The sequence below is a fragment of the Pedobacter sp. ISL-64 genome (assembly GCF_018613605.1).
Lineage (GTDB): Bacteria > Bacteroidota > Bacteroidia > Sphingobacteriales > Sphingobacteriaceae > Pedobacter.
The window spans coordinates 13,897-30,968 of record NZ_JAGGPU010000015.1; the positions used below are offsets into that span (position 1 = coordinate 13,897).

9 protein-coding genes are annotated in these 17,072 nt (G+C 37.3%); 6 read left to right on the top strand and 3 right to left on the bottom strand.

Features of this window, described 5'->3' with window-relative positions:
* Positions 1-25: 25 nt before the first annotated feature.
* Entirely contained in the window at positions 26-1,810 is a 1,785-nt protein-coding gene (locus tag J7E57_RS18180; protein WP_215128657.1) for a glycoside hydrolase family 15 protein, read from the top strand.
* A gap of 351 nt (positions 1,811-2,161) precedes the next feature.
* On the opposite strand, the gene J7E57_RS18185 is transcribed toward J7E57_RS18180, so the two are convergent.
* From J7E57_RS18185 to J7E57_RS18195, 3 genes are all read right to left on the bottom strand, one after another.
* On the bottom strand, positions 2,162-4,351 hold the full coding sequence (locus tag J7E57_RS18185; RefSeq protein ID WP_215128655.1) for a bifunctional alpha,alpha-trehalose-phosphate synthase (UDP-forming)/trehalose-phosphatase: 2,190 nt from the start codon (positions 4,349-4,351) through the stop codon (positions 2,162-2,164).
* Between the two features lie 84 nt (positions 4,352-4,435).
* Complete coding sequence (locus tag J7E57_RS18190; protein ID WP_251029970.1) at positions 4,436-5,863, bottom strand: sensor histidine kinase; 1,428 nt, start codon at positions 5,861-5,863, stop codon at positions 4,436-4,438.
* 55 nt (positions 5,864-5,918) lie between these two features.
* Positions 5,919-7,289 carry a sigma-54-dependent transcriptional regulator gene (locus J7E57_RS18195; protein ID WP_215128653.1) on the bottom strand — a complete coding sequence of 457 codons (1,371 nt, stop codon included), beginning with the start codon at positions 7,287-7,289 and terminating at the stop codon, positions 5,919-5,921.
* A gap of 183 nt (positions 7,290-7,472) precedes the next feature.
* Between J7E57_RS18195 and J7E57_RS18200 the strand changes: the two genes are divergently transcribed.
* The 5 genes from J7E57_RS18200 (at position 7,473) to J7E57_RS18220 (ending at position 17,018) form a co-directional block, all read left to right on the top strand.
* A complete protein-coding gene (locus tag J7E57_RS18200; RefSeq protein WP_215128651.1) occupies positions 7,473-8,717 on the top strand; it encodes an efflux RND transporter periplasmic adaptor subunit in 1,245 nt (414 codons plus the stop codon).
* A 118-nt stretch (positions 8,718-8,835) separates the two neighbouring features.
* The gene (locus tag J7E57_RS18205) at positions 8,836-9,534 is read left to right on the top strand and encodes an ABC transporter ATP-binding protein (RefSeq protein WP_029275061.1); all 699 of its coding nucleotides are present in this window, start codon (positions 8,836-8,838) and stop codon (positions 9,532-9,534) included.
* A gap of 226 nt (positions 9,535-9,760) precedes the next feature.
* Complete coding sequence (locus tag J7E57_RS18210) at positions 9,761-12,130, top strand: ABC transporter permease (protein ID WP_215128648.1); 2,370 nt, start codon at positions 9,761-9,763, stop codon at positions 12,128-12,130.
* 77 nt (positions 12,131-12,207) lie between these two features.
* Positions 12,208-14,568 carry an ABC transporter permease gene (locus tag J7E57_RS18215; RefSeq protein ID WP_215128646.1) on the top strand — a complete coding sequence of 787 codons (2,361 nt, stop codon included), beginning with the start codon at positions 12,208-12,210 and terminating at the stop codon, positions 14,566-14,568.
* A 77-nt stretch (positions 14,569-14,645) separates the two neighbouring features.
* Entirely contained in the window at positions 14,646-17,018 is a 2,373-nt protein-coding gene (locus J7E57_RS18220) for an ABC transporter permease (protein ID WP_215128644.1), read from the top strand.
* Positions 17,019-17,072: the final 54 nt, after the last annotated feature.

A 17,072-nucleotide genomic window follows, 5' to 3' on the forward strand; every position in this document is an offset into this window, starting at 1 on the left:
TTTTAAAATAAACAAAAAATAGCTTATGGCCGAACAGCACCTTTATCAAACAGGAATTATAGGAAATTGCGCTTTCATTGCACACGTAAATAAAAACACTGATATATCTTGGCTTTGCTGGCCCCGTTTCGATAGTCCTTTTGTATTCGGAAGTTTATTAGACAAGAAAAAGGGTGGCGAATTTTCTATTTTGCCACAGGGTGAATTTACCTCCACTCAATATTATATCGAAAATACCAACGTTTTAAGAACCGAAATCACTGCCGAAGATGGAAAATACCGCATTACTGATTTTGCGCCTCGTTTTCATCTATACGATCGCTATTTTAAACCGTTAATGTTCATCAGAAAGATCGAACCTTTAGCAGGGAACCCGCGCATCACCATCAAATGCGAGCCGGTGTGCGATTATGGGAAAGGTAAAATGAAGTCGAGTAGGGGCAGTAATCATATTGATTATTTGGGTTGTGACGAAAATATCCGCTTAAGTACCAATGTATCACTTACTTATATTTTTGACGAAAAAGCATTTGTACTGAATGAGGCTAAATACCTCATTATGACTTATGGACAAAATTTAGAGGCTCCGGTAGTAAGCACCGCCGAAAATTTTCTCCGCGAAACCATCGCTTATTGGCGATTGTGGATTAAACATTCGTCAATCGCGGGTTTTTACCAACCTTTTGTAATCCGATCGGCCTTGGTGCTGAAAATCCATCAATATGAAGATACCGGTGCAATTATAGCGGCCAGTACTACTAGTTTACCAGAATCGCCGGGCAGTACCCGAAACTGGGATTATAGATATTGCTGGTTAAGGGATTCGCACTATGTATTAACTTCACTTAACCATATCGGCCATTTTGAAGAAATGGAGAAGTATTTTAATTACCTCTCTGATATTTCGCATGCTGAAGATACACGCTATCAACCCTTGTACGGTATTGCAGGAGAAAGGGAAATTACCGAGCATACATTAAATCATCTGGAAGGTTACAAAGGAGAGCAACCCATTAGAATAGGAAACCAAGCCTATGAACACATTCAGAATGATATTTACGGTCAGGTTTTGATTTCGATGTTACCACTTTATACCGACCACCGTTTTGTTTTTTCCGAACGTAGCGATTCGGTAAAGTGGATTGAAAGTGTGCTTTCTAAAATTGAACGGACAATTGATGAAAAGGATGCCGGAATTTGGGAATTCAGGAATATCGCCAATGTACATTGTTATAGTAACCTATTTCAATGGGCAGGAGCACAGGCTGCTTTAAAAATGGCTAAAACTATTGGTAACGAGGATTTCGAAAAACGTGCGGAGATTTTAATCGATAAGGCTGCAGCACATATAGAAGCCTGCTACGATCCGGAAAGAAAAGTGTATACCAATGCAGTAGGAAGCCCGCATTTAGATGCCAGTACTTTACAGTTGATTATGATGAATTATTTGGATCCGGCTTCAGATCGGGCGAAAGATCATTTAATAGCTTTAGAAAAGGAGTTGAAAACGGAAGATGGGCTATTTTACCGTTACTTACATGCTGACGATTTCGGTAAGCCAAAAACAACATTTTTAATCTGTGCTTTTTGGTATGTGGAAGCTTTGGCCTGTGTTGGCCGTACGGATGAAGCGATTAAAGAATTCGAAAATATTATTAAATATTGTAATCACCTTCTTTTGTTCAGTGAGGATGTTGATGCTAAAACGGGCAGCCAATGGGGTAATTTCCCTCAGGCGTATAGTCATGTGGGTTTAATGAATGCAGCTTATCGCATTGCAATTAAACTGGATAGGCCGATATTTTTGTAAGGGAGCAAGTTGATTGCAGATCCATATTTCGAGGAGGTTGTATCATAAATTGTGATTCCATATAGATTTGTCACGTTGTCTAAAGAACTCCTACGCAGAGCCTGTCGAAACGCTTTGAGAGGCATTCAAGCAGGTCCTTCGACAGGCTCAGGATGACAATCTATTTTATGGTACACCTTTAACTTAATTTAAAAAGGTCTGTGGGGACACAGACCTTTGTTAGAAATGTTTTTTATTTAAAGTGACGTCATTCCCGTGCATACGGGAACCACGAAGTGCTCAGCGAAGCTAATCTTAAAGCAATAAGCATTACGATCCCCAATCGAGTTGGGGATGACGTTACGCCAAAATTTAATTCCGCCCTACAAACGCCTCTTTTACTAAGCTCCAAAGCAGTTTTCGCACTTCATTAAAATCATTTAGGTAATATTTTGCTTCCGAAATGTTGTTGCCAACTTTAATGGTAAAAGCGTCATCTGGTAGTGCCCTGAAAATATCTTCATCAGTATGGTCATCACCAAGGGCCAAAATAAAATCAGGTTTTTTATCGTACAACCAGTTAAGGGCAGCCTTACCTTTGTTAACCTCCATATTTTTAAACTCAATTACCTTATTGCCCGGCATAAGTTGCAGGCCTTTATCTGCAGCTAAAATTTTCATATGGCTGATAATTTCATTGGCCCTTAAATCGCCAAGTCCTTCTTCTGCTTTCCGATAATGCCAAACCAGTGAGTAACTTTTTTCTTCAATAAACGATCCTGGGGTACGGTCTGTATAAGTTTCCAATAACGTTTTTATTTCTTGTTTCCACTGGTCGGTAAGTAAGGGCAGGCTGTTCCATTTATCTTCGAACGATTTTTGCCAGGCACCATGTTCTGCAATCAGATCTACCTTTAGGTGTCCAAACCACTTTTCGAGGGTTTCATTTCGCCTGCCACTAATAATTACAACTTTATTTGCCTTATCAAGCGTTAAGTTCTCAATCAAATCGTACAATTCGGCATCTGGCGAAGCATCGTCAATATTTCCGGTAAAATCTACAAGGGTACCATCATAATCTAAAAATAGTACACGATCTTGTGTTTGCGCATATTTAGTTACGATCACTTCATTAATAGCATTTACTGCATGTTTTGTTAATAACGATTTTTGAGAATCTTTCACTTCGTTTAATCTTAAAATAAAATTGTTAACCCAATGTTTAACATTAAATTTTTCTACAATTGTACGCATGGCTTTCATACGCATTTGTTGTTCTGATGGCGACATTTTAAGCGCTGCTACAATAGCCTCCATAATATCACCAATGTTATTAGGATTTACGATTATGGCATCAGTTAATTCTTTGGAAGCTCCCGCCATTTCACTTAAAATCAATACACCATCATTATTATTCCTGCTGGCCACATATTCTTTACTTACCAAATTCATTCCATCGCGCATAGGCGTAACCAAACAGATATCTGCTGTGGAGTAAAGGGCCGATAGCACTTCAATAGGGAAGGAGCGGTAAAAATAATTTACCGGAATCCAGTTCATTGAACGATACCTTGCATTTAAATTTCCAACAAACTGATCAATCTGATCTCTGAGTTCGCTATATTTTGGTACCGTATCCCTGGAGGGCACAACGATCATAAAAAGCTCAATTTTGCCGATGTATTCAGGATGGTGCTGGAGCAATAATTCTAAAGCCTTTAATCTTTCTAATATGCCTTTGCTGTAATCGAGCCGATCGATGGACAAGATTACTTTCATATCTTCTTTTCCTGTTCTAAAATAGTCGATCTCTTGTTGCACTTGCTCAGTTGCCGGTAAGCCTGAAAATTTATCGAAATCAATCCCCATTGGAAAAGCTTCCACAACAATTTGCCTTTCGTTACTGGTGAGTATGTTTGATAATGAATTTACAGGGAGCAAACGTGTTGCCGTACTAATAAAATGGCGAACATCATCAAACGTATGGAAACCGATTAAATCGGCACCAATTAAGCCGTTCAATAGTTCTTCGCGCCAAGGGATTAAACGGAATATTTCGTATGATGGAAAAGGAATATGCTGGAAAAAACCAATCGTAGCATTTGGGAGTTTTTCTCTTAAAATGCCTGGTAAAAGGAGCAATTGATAATCTTGAATCCAGATTTTATCTCTTCTGTTAAGTACCTGCATGGCACTTTTTGCAAATTTCTCATTAACCGACCGGTAGCAGTCCCAATAACTTTGTTCGTAATGTGCATAAGTAACAAGGTAATGAAATACCGGCCATAATACTTCGTTCGAGAAGCCTTCGTAATATAAATTGATTTCGCTTTGCGTAAGGTAAACCGGGTAAAGGTTTAATGCGGCAAGTTTTTGAGTAACTTCTTCCTGACGTTCTTCTGGCACTTCTATGCCGGGCCAGCCGATCCAAATGGAATTGCCTGATTTATAGACGTCTCCTAATCCGGTGGCAAGGCCGCCCTCACTTGGAATAAGGGTGTATTCGTTGTTTTCTTCGATGATTTTAACGGGTAGTCTGTTCGATATTATAACTGTCTTCATGCTTGTATTTGATGTATCCACATCATTAAAAGCATATCAAACTGGTTTTGTTTGATTTTTTAGGTCAAAAAAACATTCAAATGATTAAACGTAATTAAATACCAGAGAAAAAGTGCTGCCATTATCTGGCATTGAAACAACTTCTATGCTGCCTCTGTGCATTTTCATAATGTTGCGGCTAATGGTTAATCCTATTCCTGATCCATTTTTCCGGGTGGTGTAAAATGGAACAAAAATCTTTTCGAGATCACTGACTTCTATGCCTTTTCCGTTATCGGTAACATCAATATATAGTTTGGTGTTTTCTAACCGGTAATTTACATTGATGTATGGGTGTTCTCTGTTCTCTACAGCATAAATACTATTGGTAATGAGGTTGATCAGCACTTGTTCAACTAATTTTAGGTCGAGCTGAATGGTGATTTTTGAAGAGGTTTGTTCTACATCCAATACCACATTTTTAACTTTGGCAAATGGCTGCATCAATACCTTAATGTGTTTCAGTATTTCACCAATGGTATGCGATTCGAGGTTTGGTGTAGGCAGCTCGGCAATTAGGCGATAATCCTTTACAAAATCTAATAGACCAGAAGATCTTCTTTGTATGGTTTGTAAAGCCGTTTTCAGGTCGTCCATTTCATCTTCTGTGAGGTTCTTTTTATCGGTTACCATCCGGTTGATCGTATCCGATAATGAACTTATGGGGGTAATTGAGTTTAAGATCTCGTGTGAGATTACACCAATTAACCTATTCCATGCTTCCGTTTCTTTTTGCTCAATTTCGTCTTTAATGTTTTGAAAACTGATAATGGTATAATTGTTTCCGTAAAGATTTAATGGAATAACTTCGGTAGATAATTGAATCAGTTTATCCTGGATCTTCAATTCCAGAAACCTTTTTCCACCCGATAAGATCTGCTCTATTTCTGCTGCAAAGGTAGGGAGGTGTTGCTTTACCCTGTGCCAATACTTATACGCCGGAATGCCCAAAAGATTTGAAGCCGCCTGATTAAAAAATGCAACCTCTTCATTCTCTTCCTGATTGGTATTATTTACCACGATTACACCAACGGGAACCTGCTCCAGAATGGTTTTAATCAGCTGAAACATCGCTTCCTGTTCCAATCTGATCTGTTTATGTACCAGTAAAATATCACTGAAAGACTCGTATAATTCAGGGAAACTGCCTTTAGTTACTTTGTTTTTAAAGTTTAAGGTATGATCTCTCGTTTTAACGGCTAAAATGAAACGGTTGATATCTGATCGGATCTGATTGATATAGTAATAAAGGGAAATAACCATGCCCAATAAAATTAAAGCTACGCCAATGATGGTAAACCAAAGCTGGGTATTTTTAATCAGGTAAAATAGGAGATAGCCCAGCAGATTGATAATCAGCAGGCGAAATATTAAACGGAAAGTAAAACGTTGATAAAACATGTTTTTAAAGGTATAAGGAGAAAGGTTTAGGGTGTAAGGTTTAGCGCATGAACATACGAAGTTAAACTTCAAATCTATTAGTTTTTAGGTCCTCTGACCTTATGCCTTAAACCCTATACCTTAAGCCTCAAATCCCGAATTTCTCGATTCTTCTATACAGTGCAGCCCGTGTTAAACCGAGTTCTGCTGCGGCTTTTGATATATTTCCTTTGTGTTTATCAATTGCTTTCTGCACCATCATTTTTTCCATATCCTCAAGCGCCATTTCATCTGGTATGGCGTTGTTCTGTGCGTAGCGCTGCGGACTTAACTGCAAATCTTCTTCTGCAATATCAGCCCCATCGCTCATAATAACGGCTCTTTCTAAAACGTGCTGTAACTCGCGCACATTTCCCGGCCATTTATACTGTAAAAGTGCTTCTTGGGCCTTATTACTCAGTTTTCGCATGTCTTTATGGTATTTCGAGCTAAAAACCTGCATAAAATGATTGGCTAAAAGTAGGATATCTGTTCCACGTTTACGTAAGGCCGGTAATAAAAGCTCAACAGTATTAATGCGGAACAGTAAATCTTGCCTAAATGTATTTTTAAATACCATTTCATTCAAGGGCATATTGGTGGCCGTTATTAAACGGACATTCACCTTGCGTTCTTTACTTTCACCTAAACGGGTAACTGTACGGTTTTGCAAAACGCTTAAGAGTTTTGCCTGAAGCGGTAATGTTAAATTTCCAATCTCGTCTAAAAAGATCGTTCCTCCATCGGCCAGTTCAAAACGACCGGGTTTATCTTCTTTGGCATCGGTAAAAGCACCTTTAGCATAACCGAATAATTCGCTTTCAAATAAATTTTCGTTTAACGAGCCTAGATCAACATGCATAAACACCTGGTTTTTCCTTTGCGAATTACCATGGATTTCATAAGCAAAAACTTGTTTCCCCGTTCCGTTTTCGCCCAGAATAAGCACATTGGCATCAGTAGGTGCTACTTTTAATAGCGTATTCTGCAATTGCTTTATTTCATCTGCCTGTCCAACAATATTCTCGAAACCACGGGTAAGGTCTTTTTGGAGCGACGAATGTATTTTTTCTAGTTTCTTTACCTTTTTGGTCGATTCGCGGAGTTTAGATGCCGAAGAAATGGTGGCAAACAACTTTTCATTTTCCCAGGGTTTAAGAATAAAATCGGTAGCTCCTTTTTTAATCGCCTTTACTGCCAGTTCAACATTGCCAAAAGCAGTCATTAATATGACTACATAATCTTTATCAATCGATAAAATATGTTCTAGCCAATAAAGACCTTCGCGGCCATCACTTGCACCTTTTTGGTAGTTCATATCCAGCAAAATAATATCAATTTCATTTTTGCTCAATAAAACATTGATCTCTTTAGGCGATTTACAGGTAATTACCTGCTTTACCTGCTGCTTTAAAAACAAACGGGCACTAAGCAGGATATCGTCATCATCATCGATAATTAAAACTGTGGCGTCAAGCATAATTTTGAAATTTTAATGTGCTAAAGTAATAAAACTGTCCGCTCCCGCACATCAACTGTCCGATAATGAACATATAAAAAATAAGATAACTATTAATTTGTTGATTACTAGTGTTTTAAATATGTTTTATGCTTTTGGCACAAGCTTGGTTATTAGTGATTCCAAACAGTACAACCGAACACAATGGATAAGAAAATAGAGAAAAAAAGATTTAGCACTAAAAGCCTGTTAATTATAGGCGGAGCAATTGCTTTTGTAGCAGTTGTAATTTATGGCTATACTTTATCCCTCAAAAAAGTTTACAGCGCAGATGCCGATAAATTAACCATCAGTAAAGTAGAATATGGCGACTTTGAAGATGTAGTGTTATTAAATGCCAGTGTAGTTCCGTTAACTTCGGTAATTGTAAGTTCATCGGAAGGTGGAACAGTTGCCGAAATTTTTACTGAAAATGGTGCTTCTGTAGTAAAAGGAACCCCACTATTAAGAATCTCCAACTCAAATGCCATGTTGAGCTATACCTCAAGTCAAACAGCAGCTACCGAGCAGATTAACCAGTTGCGGAAATCGCGGTTGGATTTAGAGCAAAATCAAAGGGTTTTAAATCAGGATGTTTTAGATGTAGAAAATAGCTTAAGAACTGCAACCCGTCAGTATAGACTAGACAGCTCACTATTTTCTAAAAAAGTAATCACACTTCAGGAATTTAATAAATCGAATCAGGATTACGAATATTACCAGGGTAAACTGAAAATTGTGCGTCAGGCGATTAAACAAGAAAACCAAAGCAGAAAGATGCAGTTGGCTCAAATCGATCAATCGATGGGGCAAATGAACGAAAGTTTAGAGATGATCCGCAAGAACATCGAAAATATGACCATTAAAGCACCTGTATCTGGTAAATTATCTTCTTACGATCCAGTTATCGGAAAATCTTATAACTCTAACGAAATGATTGGAAAGATTGACGTTTTGCAGGGTTATAAACTTCAGGCAGGAGTTGATGAATATTATATTAATCGGGTAAAAGAAGGACAAACCGCTAACTGTGAGTTTAATGGTAAAACTTATAATTTAACCGTGAGTAAAGTAATCCCTGAAGTTACTGCAGGTCAGTTTCAGGTAGAAATGGTTTTTAAGGGGGCAGCACCTGAAGGTTTACGCCGCGGATTATCGTTACAAACAAAATTAACCTTGTCTGACAATAGCAAATCGCTGCTTCTTGCCCAGGGACAGTTTTTCCAGAGTACAGGCGGCTCTTGGGTATTTGTAGTAAACAATGGTAAAGCCACCAAGAAAAACGTTAAAATCGGGCGAAAAAATTATCTGTACTATGAAATATTGGATGGTTTACAGAAAGGCGATGAAGTAATCACTTCATCTTACGATCAGTTTAACCAGTACGATCAGGTGGAGATTAATAAATAGCTTAGCGTTTAGAGGTAGGCGTTTAGCGCCAATTAACCGATTAACAAATTAGACAATAATATAACCAGGTCTTGATACCTGATACTAAATACTTGATACTAGAATAATACTTGATACTATGATTAAAATAGAAAATCTGGAAAAAGTTTACAAAACTGAAGAGGTAGAAACCACCGCGCTGAATGGTATTAACCTCCATGTTGGAGCAGGAGAATTTGTTTCCATCATGGGCCCGTCGGGCTGTGGGAAATCTACCCTATTAAATGTAATGGGTTTGTTGGATAAGCCCGAAAGTGGAAGTTACAAGTTTATCGATACAGAGCTTTTAACGCTTAACGATAGAGAACGTTCAAATTTCCGTAAAAGAAATATGGGATTCGTTTTCCAGAATTTCAATTTGATTGATGAATTAACTGTTTTCGAAAACATCGAACTGCCACTAATTTATAATAAAATTCCTGCCGGAGAACGCAAGAAACTGGTAAATGAAATTATCGAAAGAATGAATATTGTAAACCGTAGCGGTCATTTTCCCCAACAGTTATCAGGTGGACAGCAGCAACGTGTGGCCGTAGCAAGGGCTTTGGTTACCAAGCCGAAGTTGGTTTTGGCCGATGAGCCTACCGGAAATTTGGATAGTTCTCATGGTAATGAAGTGATGGAGCTACTTTGCGAACTGAATGAAACCGGAACTACCATTGTAATGGTTACGCACTCCAGTCATGATGCCAGTTTTTCGAACAGAATCATCAACCTGAAAGATGGTCATGTGATTTCTGAAAAGATCAATAAAAGCAGAAACGAAGAGCTGATATAAAGGCTTAGGGTGAAATGGTTTAAGGCATAAGGTTAAAACGCCCGAATCCTTGCCCCTAACCTCTGAATCCTACATTTTGTAAAAATTTAGTTTAGTTAATAATAGCCGCCCAATAATCTTCCTGGATAGGGAGATTTGGGATTGGCACAAGAAAGGTAAGAGGTAAAGCGTATGGTTTATGCGTCCTGACCTTAAGCCTTACACCTCAACCTTCAACCTCAAAAATATGTTCAAATTAAACTTAAAAATAGCCTTACGAAACCTCTGGAAAAACAAGGGATTCTCTTTGATCAACATTGGGGGGTTAGCCATTGGATTGGCCAGTTGTATGGTTTTGTTACTTTATGTTGCTTACGAGTGGAGTTATGACAAGCAATTCTCCAATCACGATAAAACGTATGTAGTTTACCAAAACATGGAGGCAAGTGGAAAAACTTTTAGCTGGGCGTGGACACCAAATGTGATGGCTAAAGAAGTGCAAGAAAAAATCCCTGGCGTTAAGTATGCCACTCACACTACTTATCCGAGAAAACAATTAATTACCGTTGGTGATAATAAAATAAATAGCAGTGCAATATTTGCCGACCAAAATTTTATTAAAATATTGGACTATAAATTTCTTGAAGGTAATTCGGCCACAGTTTTAAAAGATGTAAATACCATTATTCTGACCAAGTCTTTTGCAACAAAGTTATTTGGAAATGAAGATCCTATTAATAAAACAGTAAAGCTCGAAAACGAAGAAGTATTAAAAGTTGAAGCCGTAATAGAAGATGCACCAGCAAATAGTAGTTTAACTTTTGAGTGCATCATGCCTTGGGCATTGTTCGAAAAACGAGAAAACTGGGTGAAAGAAGGCAATTGGGGGAATAATATGTGTTTAACACTTGTTCAATTAAAGGATAATAACTTTTTTACTGCTGCAAATGATTTGATGCATGGTATTTACAAGCGAAATCAAAAAGATAATTTGGCAGTAGCTTTATTACATCCTTTAACCAAATGGCATTTATATGATGATTTTGTAAACGGTAAATCGGTCGGAGGTAAAATAGATCAGCTTAAAATATTTTTATTGCTGGCCTTTTGCATATTGTTAATTGCCTGTGTAAATTTTATGAATTTATCTACAGCACGCTCAGAGCGTAGGGCAAAAGAAGTTGGTGTTCGTAAAGCAATTGGATCAACACGTAAATCATTAATTAATCAGTTTTTTTTAGAATCGCTGCTCATCACATTTATCGCCACAGTTTTAGCTTTTATCTTAATTGAGGTTAGTTTGCCATATTTTAATAGTCTGTTAGATATTAAATTAACAATTGATTACTATAATGGCCAATTTTGGTTAACATTATTGGGATTGATGATTTTAACCGGATTTATTGCGGGTAGTTATCCAGCGCTTTATCTATCTTCTTTTGAGCCTATCAAAGTTTTAAAAGGTTTCACGCTTAAAGCAGATTCATCCGTTTCGGTGAGGAAAGTATTAGTGGTTGGCCAATTCGTTTTTGCTGCAAGTTTAATTATTTGTACAGCAGTAATTTATCAGCAACTTAATTACGTTAAAAACAAGCCTATTGGTTACGATCAATCCAATTTAATTCAAATAGCGGTAGCTGGCAAAATGAATAATGCTGTTAAATTAGAATTGCTTAAAACGCAACTACTAGAATCAGGCGCTGCAAGCAATGTTACTTTTTTTAGTACAGATTTTACTGAAGGTGGAGATAATACTACGGGTGTAAGTTGGGAAGGTAAAAACCCGAACGAGGCTATTTCTTTTAACCATAGAACAATAGGATATGATTTTGTTGAAACTATTGGAACCAAGATGGTTAGTGGTAGAGAGTTTTCTGCGAAATTCCCAAATGATACAGCTAGCGTGTTGTTAAATGAAGCAGCCGTGAAAATGATGGGATTAAAGAATCCGATCGGTAAGGTTATTACTTTCTGGGATAAAAAACTAACTACAGTTGGGATAGTAAAAGATTTTGTAGTAGAAAGTGCTTATCAAAGAGTGGCCCCAATGATTTTTAGAGTAAATCAAAGGGACGACGCGAGGGTTATCATTGTACGGTTAAATCCGAATCAAAACATCAGTTCATCACTGGCTAAAATTGATGATATCGTAAAGCAAATGGAACCCAACTATCCTGTTAACCGCAAATTTGTAAACGAATCTTTTGAAGTGAAATTTAAAAATGAAAAACTTTTAGGTTCACTTTCAAATTGGTTTGGCGGTTTCGCAATTTTCATTTCCTGTTTAGGGTTATTAGGCCTGGCGCTTTTTATGGCAGAGCAACGCAAAAAGGAAATCAGTATCCGTAAGGTTTTAGGTGCCAGCACTGGCAATATCCTCGTGTTGTTAAATAAAGATTTTATAAAATTGGTGGCCATTGCCAATCTTATAGCGTTCCCGTTAGCCTATATCATTGTAAATAAATGGCTTTCAGCTTTCGAGTATCGCGTCTCTATATCTGCATTGCCGTTTATAGCCGCAATTAGTCTTTCGGTAATCATTGCAATACTCACTGTGAGTATTCAATCGGTTAAAGTAGCGAAGGCAAACCCTATTGATGCATTAAAATATGAATAACGGTGTATGGTTTAGGGTAGAAGGCGTAAGGTTAATACGTCAAACCCCTAAACCTTATGCCCTAAACCTTACACCTTATGTTCAAATTAAACTTAAAAATTGCACTGCGTAACCTTTGGCGAAATAAAGGATTTACCCTGATTAATTTGGGAGGCTTGGCCATTGGCTTGGCCAGCTGTATGGTTTTATTGCTCTATGTTGCTTACGAGTATGGTTACGATAAACAATTTACCGATTATGATAAAACTTATGTGCTTTATAACAACCAGAAAACAGCTTCAGAGACATTTAGTTTTATGGCTTTCCCTGGCCAATTGAAAGATGAAATCGAAGCGAAGGTTCCTGGTATATCAAGAGTAAGCCGTTTGTCGTATCCAGAAGCTATGCTTGTTTCTTATAATCAGAACAATTTTAAAATGAATGCTACTTTTGGCGATCCCGATTTCATTAAAATGTTCGATTATAAAGTTTTAAAGGGGAATCCAAATACATTTCTGAACAGCGTAGATGGTATAGTTTTAACTGAAACATTAGCTAAAAATCTATTCGGTAACGAAGACCCGCTTAATAAAGTGGTTAAACTGGATAATAAAGAAAATCTGAAAGTAGAAGGGGTTATAGCAGATCGTCCCAAAAATTCGACTTTGGAACTGGATTATATTATGTCGTGGAAGTTATATGAAAAATTAAACCCATGGACAAAAAACAGCGGGTGGGGCAATAACTATTGTATGATGTTCGCACAACTTCAGGATAATTCATTTTTTAATCAGGCCAATAACCAGTTAAAGGGTATGATTAAAGCGCATGAGAAGGATGCAAACGGAGAGCCTTTTATGCATCCACTTTCTAAATGGCATTTATACGATAAATTTGAAAATGGCAAAAATGTAGGTGGAAAAATCGATCAATTGCGGGTATTTTTCCTGCTGGCTTTTTGCATCCTTTTAATTGCTTGCGTTAATTTCATGAACCTTTCTACTGCCAAATCAGAAAAAAGGGCCCGTGAGGTTGGTGTACGTAAAGCCATTGGCTCTTCCAGGAACAACCTAGTGGGCCAGTTCATGTTCGAATCTGTTCTATTAACTACTTTGAGTATGTTGGTTGCTTTTGTTCTGATCGAAGTAAGCTTACCCTACTTTAATAACCTATTGGGTATTACTTTGGGAATAGATTATAACGACTATAAATTCTGGTCGGTATTTTTAGGATTAACCTTGTTAACCGCCTTTATAGCTGGAAGTTATCCTGCCTTTTACCTTTCCTCTTTCGATCCAGTTAAAGTGCTTAAAGGCTTTAAACTTTCGGGTGGTTCATCTTTATCCATCCGTAAATTTCTGGTTGTTTTTCAATTTGTTTTTGCTGCCTGTTTAATTGTTTGTACAGCAGTTATTTATCAGCAATTAAATTACATCAAAAATAAACCTATTGGTTACAATAAAGCCAATCTTGTACAGATTTCTACTGAAGGCGAATTTTCTAAAAAAGAAAAGCGCGAAATATTAAAAGATGAACTGCTTAAATCAGGTGCTATAACAGGTTTTACCGAATACAGCACATCTTTAACCGGTGGCGGAAACAATACTTATGGAATTAAGTGGCCGGGCAAAAACGAAAAAGATAAAATCCTGGTCAACTTCAGGTTTACTAACCTCGATCTCACCAAAACTACCGGAATGGAAATTCTTGCTGGTCGCGATTTTTCGAAAGATTTTGTAGATACTGCTAATGTTCTGGTTAACGAGGCAATGGTAAAAGTGATGGGTATGGAAAATCCGGTAGGTAAAATGATTGAATGGGGGCAACCCATAAAGATCATCGGCGTGGTAAAAGATTATGTGATGGAATCTCCATACCAAAAAGCAAAACCATTGCTTATTGCACGAAACACTAATTATGTTACTACCATTGTTATGCGATTGAACGATAAAAATAACATCAGCTCATCTGTTAACAAGATCAATGAAACATCGAAGAGATTAAATCCTGCATACCCTGCAACAGTCAGATTTGTAGAAGATAATTTTGAGAAAAAATTCTGGAACGAAAAACTTTTGGGTACACTTTCAAACTGGTTCGGAGGTTTTGCCATTTTTATCTCCTGCCTCGGTTTACTTGGTTTGGCTTTATTTATGGCAGAGCAACGCAAAAAAGAAATCAGTATCCGCAAGGTTTTGGGCGCTAGTACAGCCAACATCCTTACTTTATTGAACAAAGATTTTATCAAACTGGTTGCAATAGCCAATGTAATTGCATTTCCGTTGGCCTACGTTATTATCAATAAATGGCTTTCGGGATACGAATACCGCATTTCTGTTTCTGCATTGCCGTTTATAGCCGCCATTAGTCTTTCGGTAATCATTGCCATACTCACTGTAAGTATTCAATCGGTTAAAGTAGCGAAGGCAAACCCTATTGATGCATTAAAATATGAATAACGGTGTATGGTTTAGGGTAGAAGGCGTAAGGTTAATACGTCAAACCCCTAAACCTTATGCCCTAAACCTTACACCTCATGTTCAAATTAAACTTAAAAATTGCACTGCGTAACCTTTGGCGAAACAAGGTAAGCTCGTTTATTAACGTAATTGGGCTGGCTATTGGTTTGGCAGCCTGCTTAATGTTGCTCTTGTATGTTACCTATGAATGGAACTTTGATAAGCACTACAGAAACTCAGAAAATCTGTATACGGTTATGACTAATATTCCTGATGGAAATGGCAGTGTGTCGAAGACATTTGAAGGAACAACAACAGCGCTCGGACCATTATTAAGGGAACGCATTCCCGAAATAAAAAACCTTGCAAGGATGAACTACATCAAAAAAAGTTTAATTGCAAATGGAGAAAATGGATTTAAGAAAGACGGGAAATTCGCTGAACCGGATATTTTAAAGCTGTTTAATTATGAATTTATTGTGGGTAATGCTAAAACCGCAATGAAAAACCCGAAATCTGTAATTCTTACTGAAACAATGGCGGAAATTCTTTTCGGTACAACAAATGTATTAAACAAATCTGTCCGTTATCAGGATAATGAAAATTTGACGGTAACCGGTGTAATAAAAGATATACCTCAAAATAGCTCACTTAAGTTCGACTTTTTAATGCCTTGGGCCTTTTATGAAATGGTTGATGAAAGCGCGAAGAATTTGGGATGGGGTAATTACAGTTTTGTAACGATGTTTTCTCTTAATCCTAATGCAGACATTGATGTTGTGAACAGGAAAATTGACGAGGCTGTTAAAGCAAATAATAAGCAAACCGACCAACCTTTCGTAGCATTCCAATATGCTAAACTGCACTTATTTGGTAAATTTGAAAATGGAAAAAGTGTAGGCGGCGACATTGAACAAATTTGGCTTTTTACTGGTCTTGCTTTTGGTATTTTACTCATTGCTTGTATCAATTTTATGAACATGGCTACGGCCAAATCAGAAAAACGGGCGAAAGAAGTCGGTATTAAGAAGACAATTGGCGCAAATCGAATTTCATTAATTTTTCAGTTTTTAACAGAATCAATGGTGCTTACCTTAATTGCGGTTGTGATCGCAATTGCGCTGCTCGAAATCTGTTTGCCTGCATTTAACGGTCTTTTAAATATCAATCTTGGCATATCCTATTTTAATTTAACCAGTTGGATTGGCATATTGGGAATAGTTATCGCTACAGGTTTAATCGCAGGAAGTTATCCCGCATTTTATTTATCTGCTTTTAACCCAATCCAAACTTTAAAAAGGAAAATAAAATCGAAAGGTTTGGCGTCTGTAAGCTTAAGGCAAGTCCTTGTTGTAAGCCAGTTTTGTTTTGCTATCGTTCTGATTATTTCAACGCTGGTTATTTATCGTCAAATTCAATACATTAAAAATAGACCACTTGGCATAGATACCAAAGCATTGATTGAGATTCCTCAGGATGGACAGCTAAAAAATCAGTTTGAGGTTTATAAGCAAAAATTACTACAATCTGATGCTGTAACAAGTTTAAATAAATCTTCAACAAAATTATCACACCACGGTTCAAATTTTACCGATGTTCGTTGGCCTGGAATGGTTCAGGAGAATAATGATAACCTGTTTAATAAGGTTGAAGCCAGCTATGATTTCATAAAAACTAATGGGATAAAATTGTTGGAAGGAAGGGATTTTTCTAAAAAATTCGCATCCGATTCTGCAGCCGTTCTTATTAGTTCTGCAACCGCAAAAGTAATGAACCTAAAAAAACCAGTGGGGCAAATTCTTACCATTTTTGGTGATAAAAGGGTGATTATTGGGGTTTTTGATGATTATGTATGGGATTCGCCTTATAAATCGAATAACCCAATGATACTTTATTTTAACGATAAGTATACAAGTTATATCACGATGAGGCTAAATACTTCGAATACCATTCAGCAAAATATTGAAACAATTACCCGAATTACCAAAGATATTAATCCTGCTTATCCGGTTGAAATCTCATTTTTAGATGACGTATACAGTGATTTGTTCCAAAAGGAGAAAACATTAGGCATCCTTTCAAATCTTTTCGGCGGACTGGCCATTTTTGTTTCCTGTTTGGGACTGTTCGGTTTGGTAGCCTATAGCGCAGAGCAACGGACAAAAGAATTTGGTGTGCGCAAAGTATTAGGAGCTTCAGTATTAAATTTAATGCAATTGTTGTCGCTCTCTTTTGTGAAAATGATAGTGGTTTCTATCGTGATTGCCATCCCTTTGAGTTATTTCCTGATGAATAAATGGCTGATGAAGTTCGAATTCCACACCGAAATATCATGGTGGATTATGCCGATAGCAGGATTTGGGACTTTGATAATGGCATTGATTACGGTAAGTTTTCAGGCTTATAAAACCGCGAATGCCAATCCTGTTGATGCACTTAAATACGAATAATTCAGTTGGCAATTTTCAGTTAGCAATATAACAATTAACCAGTTTAACAATTTA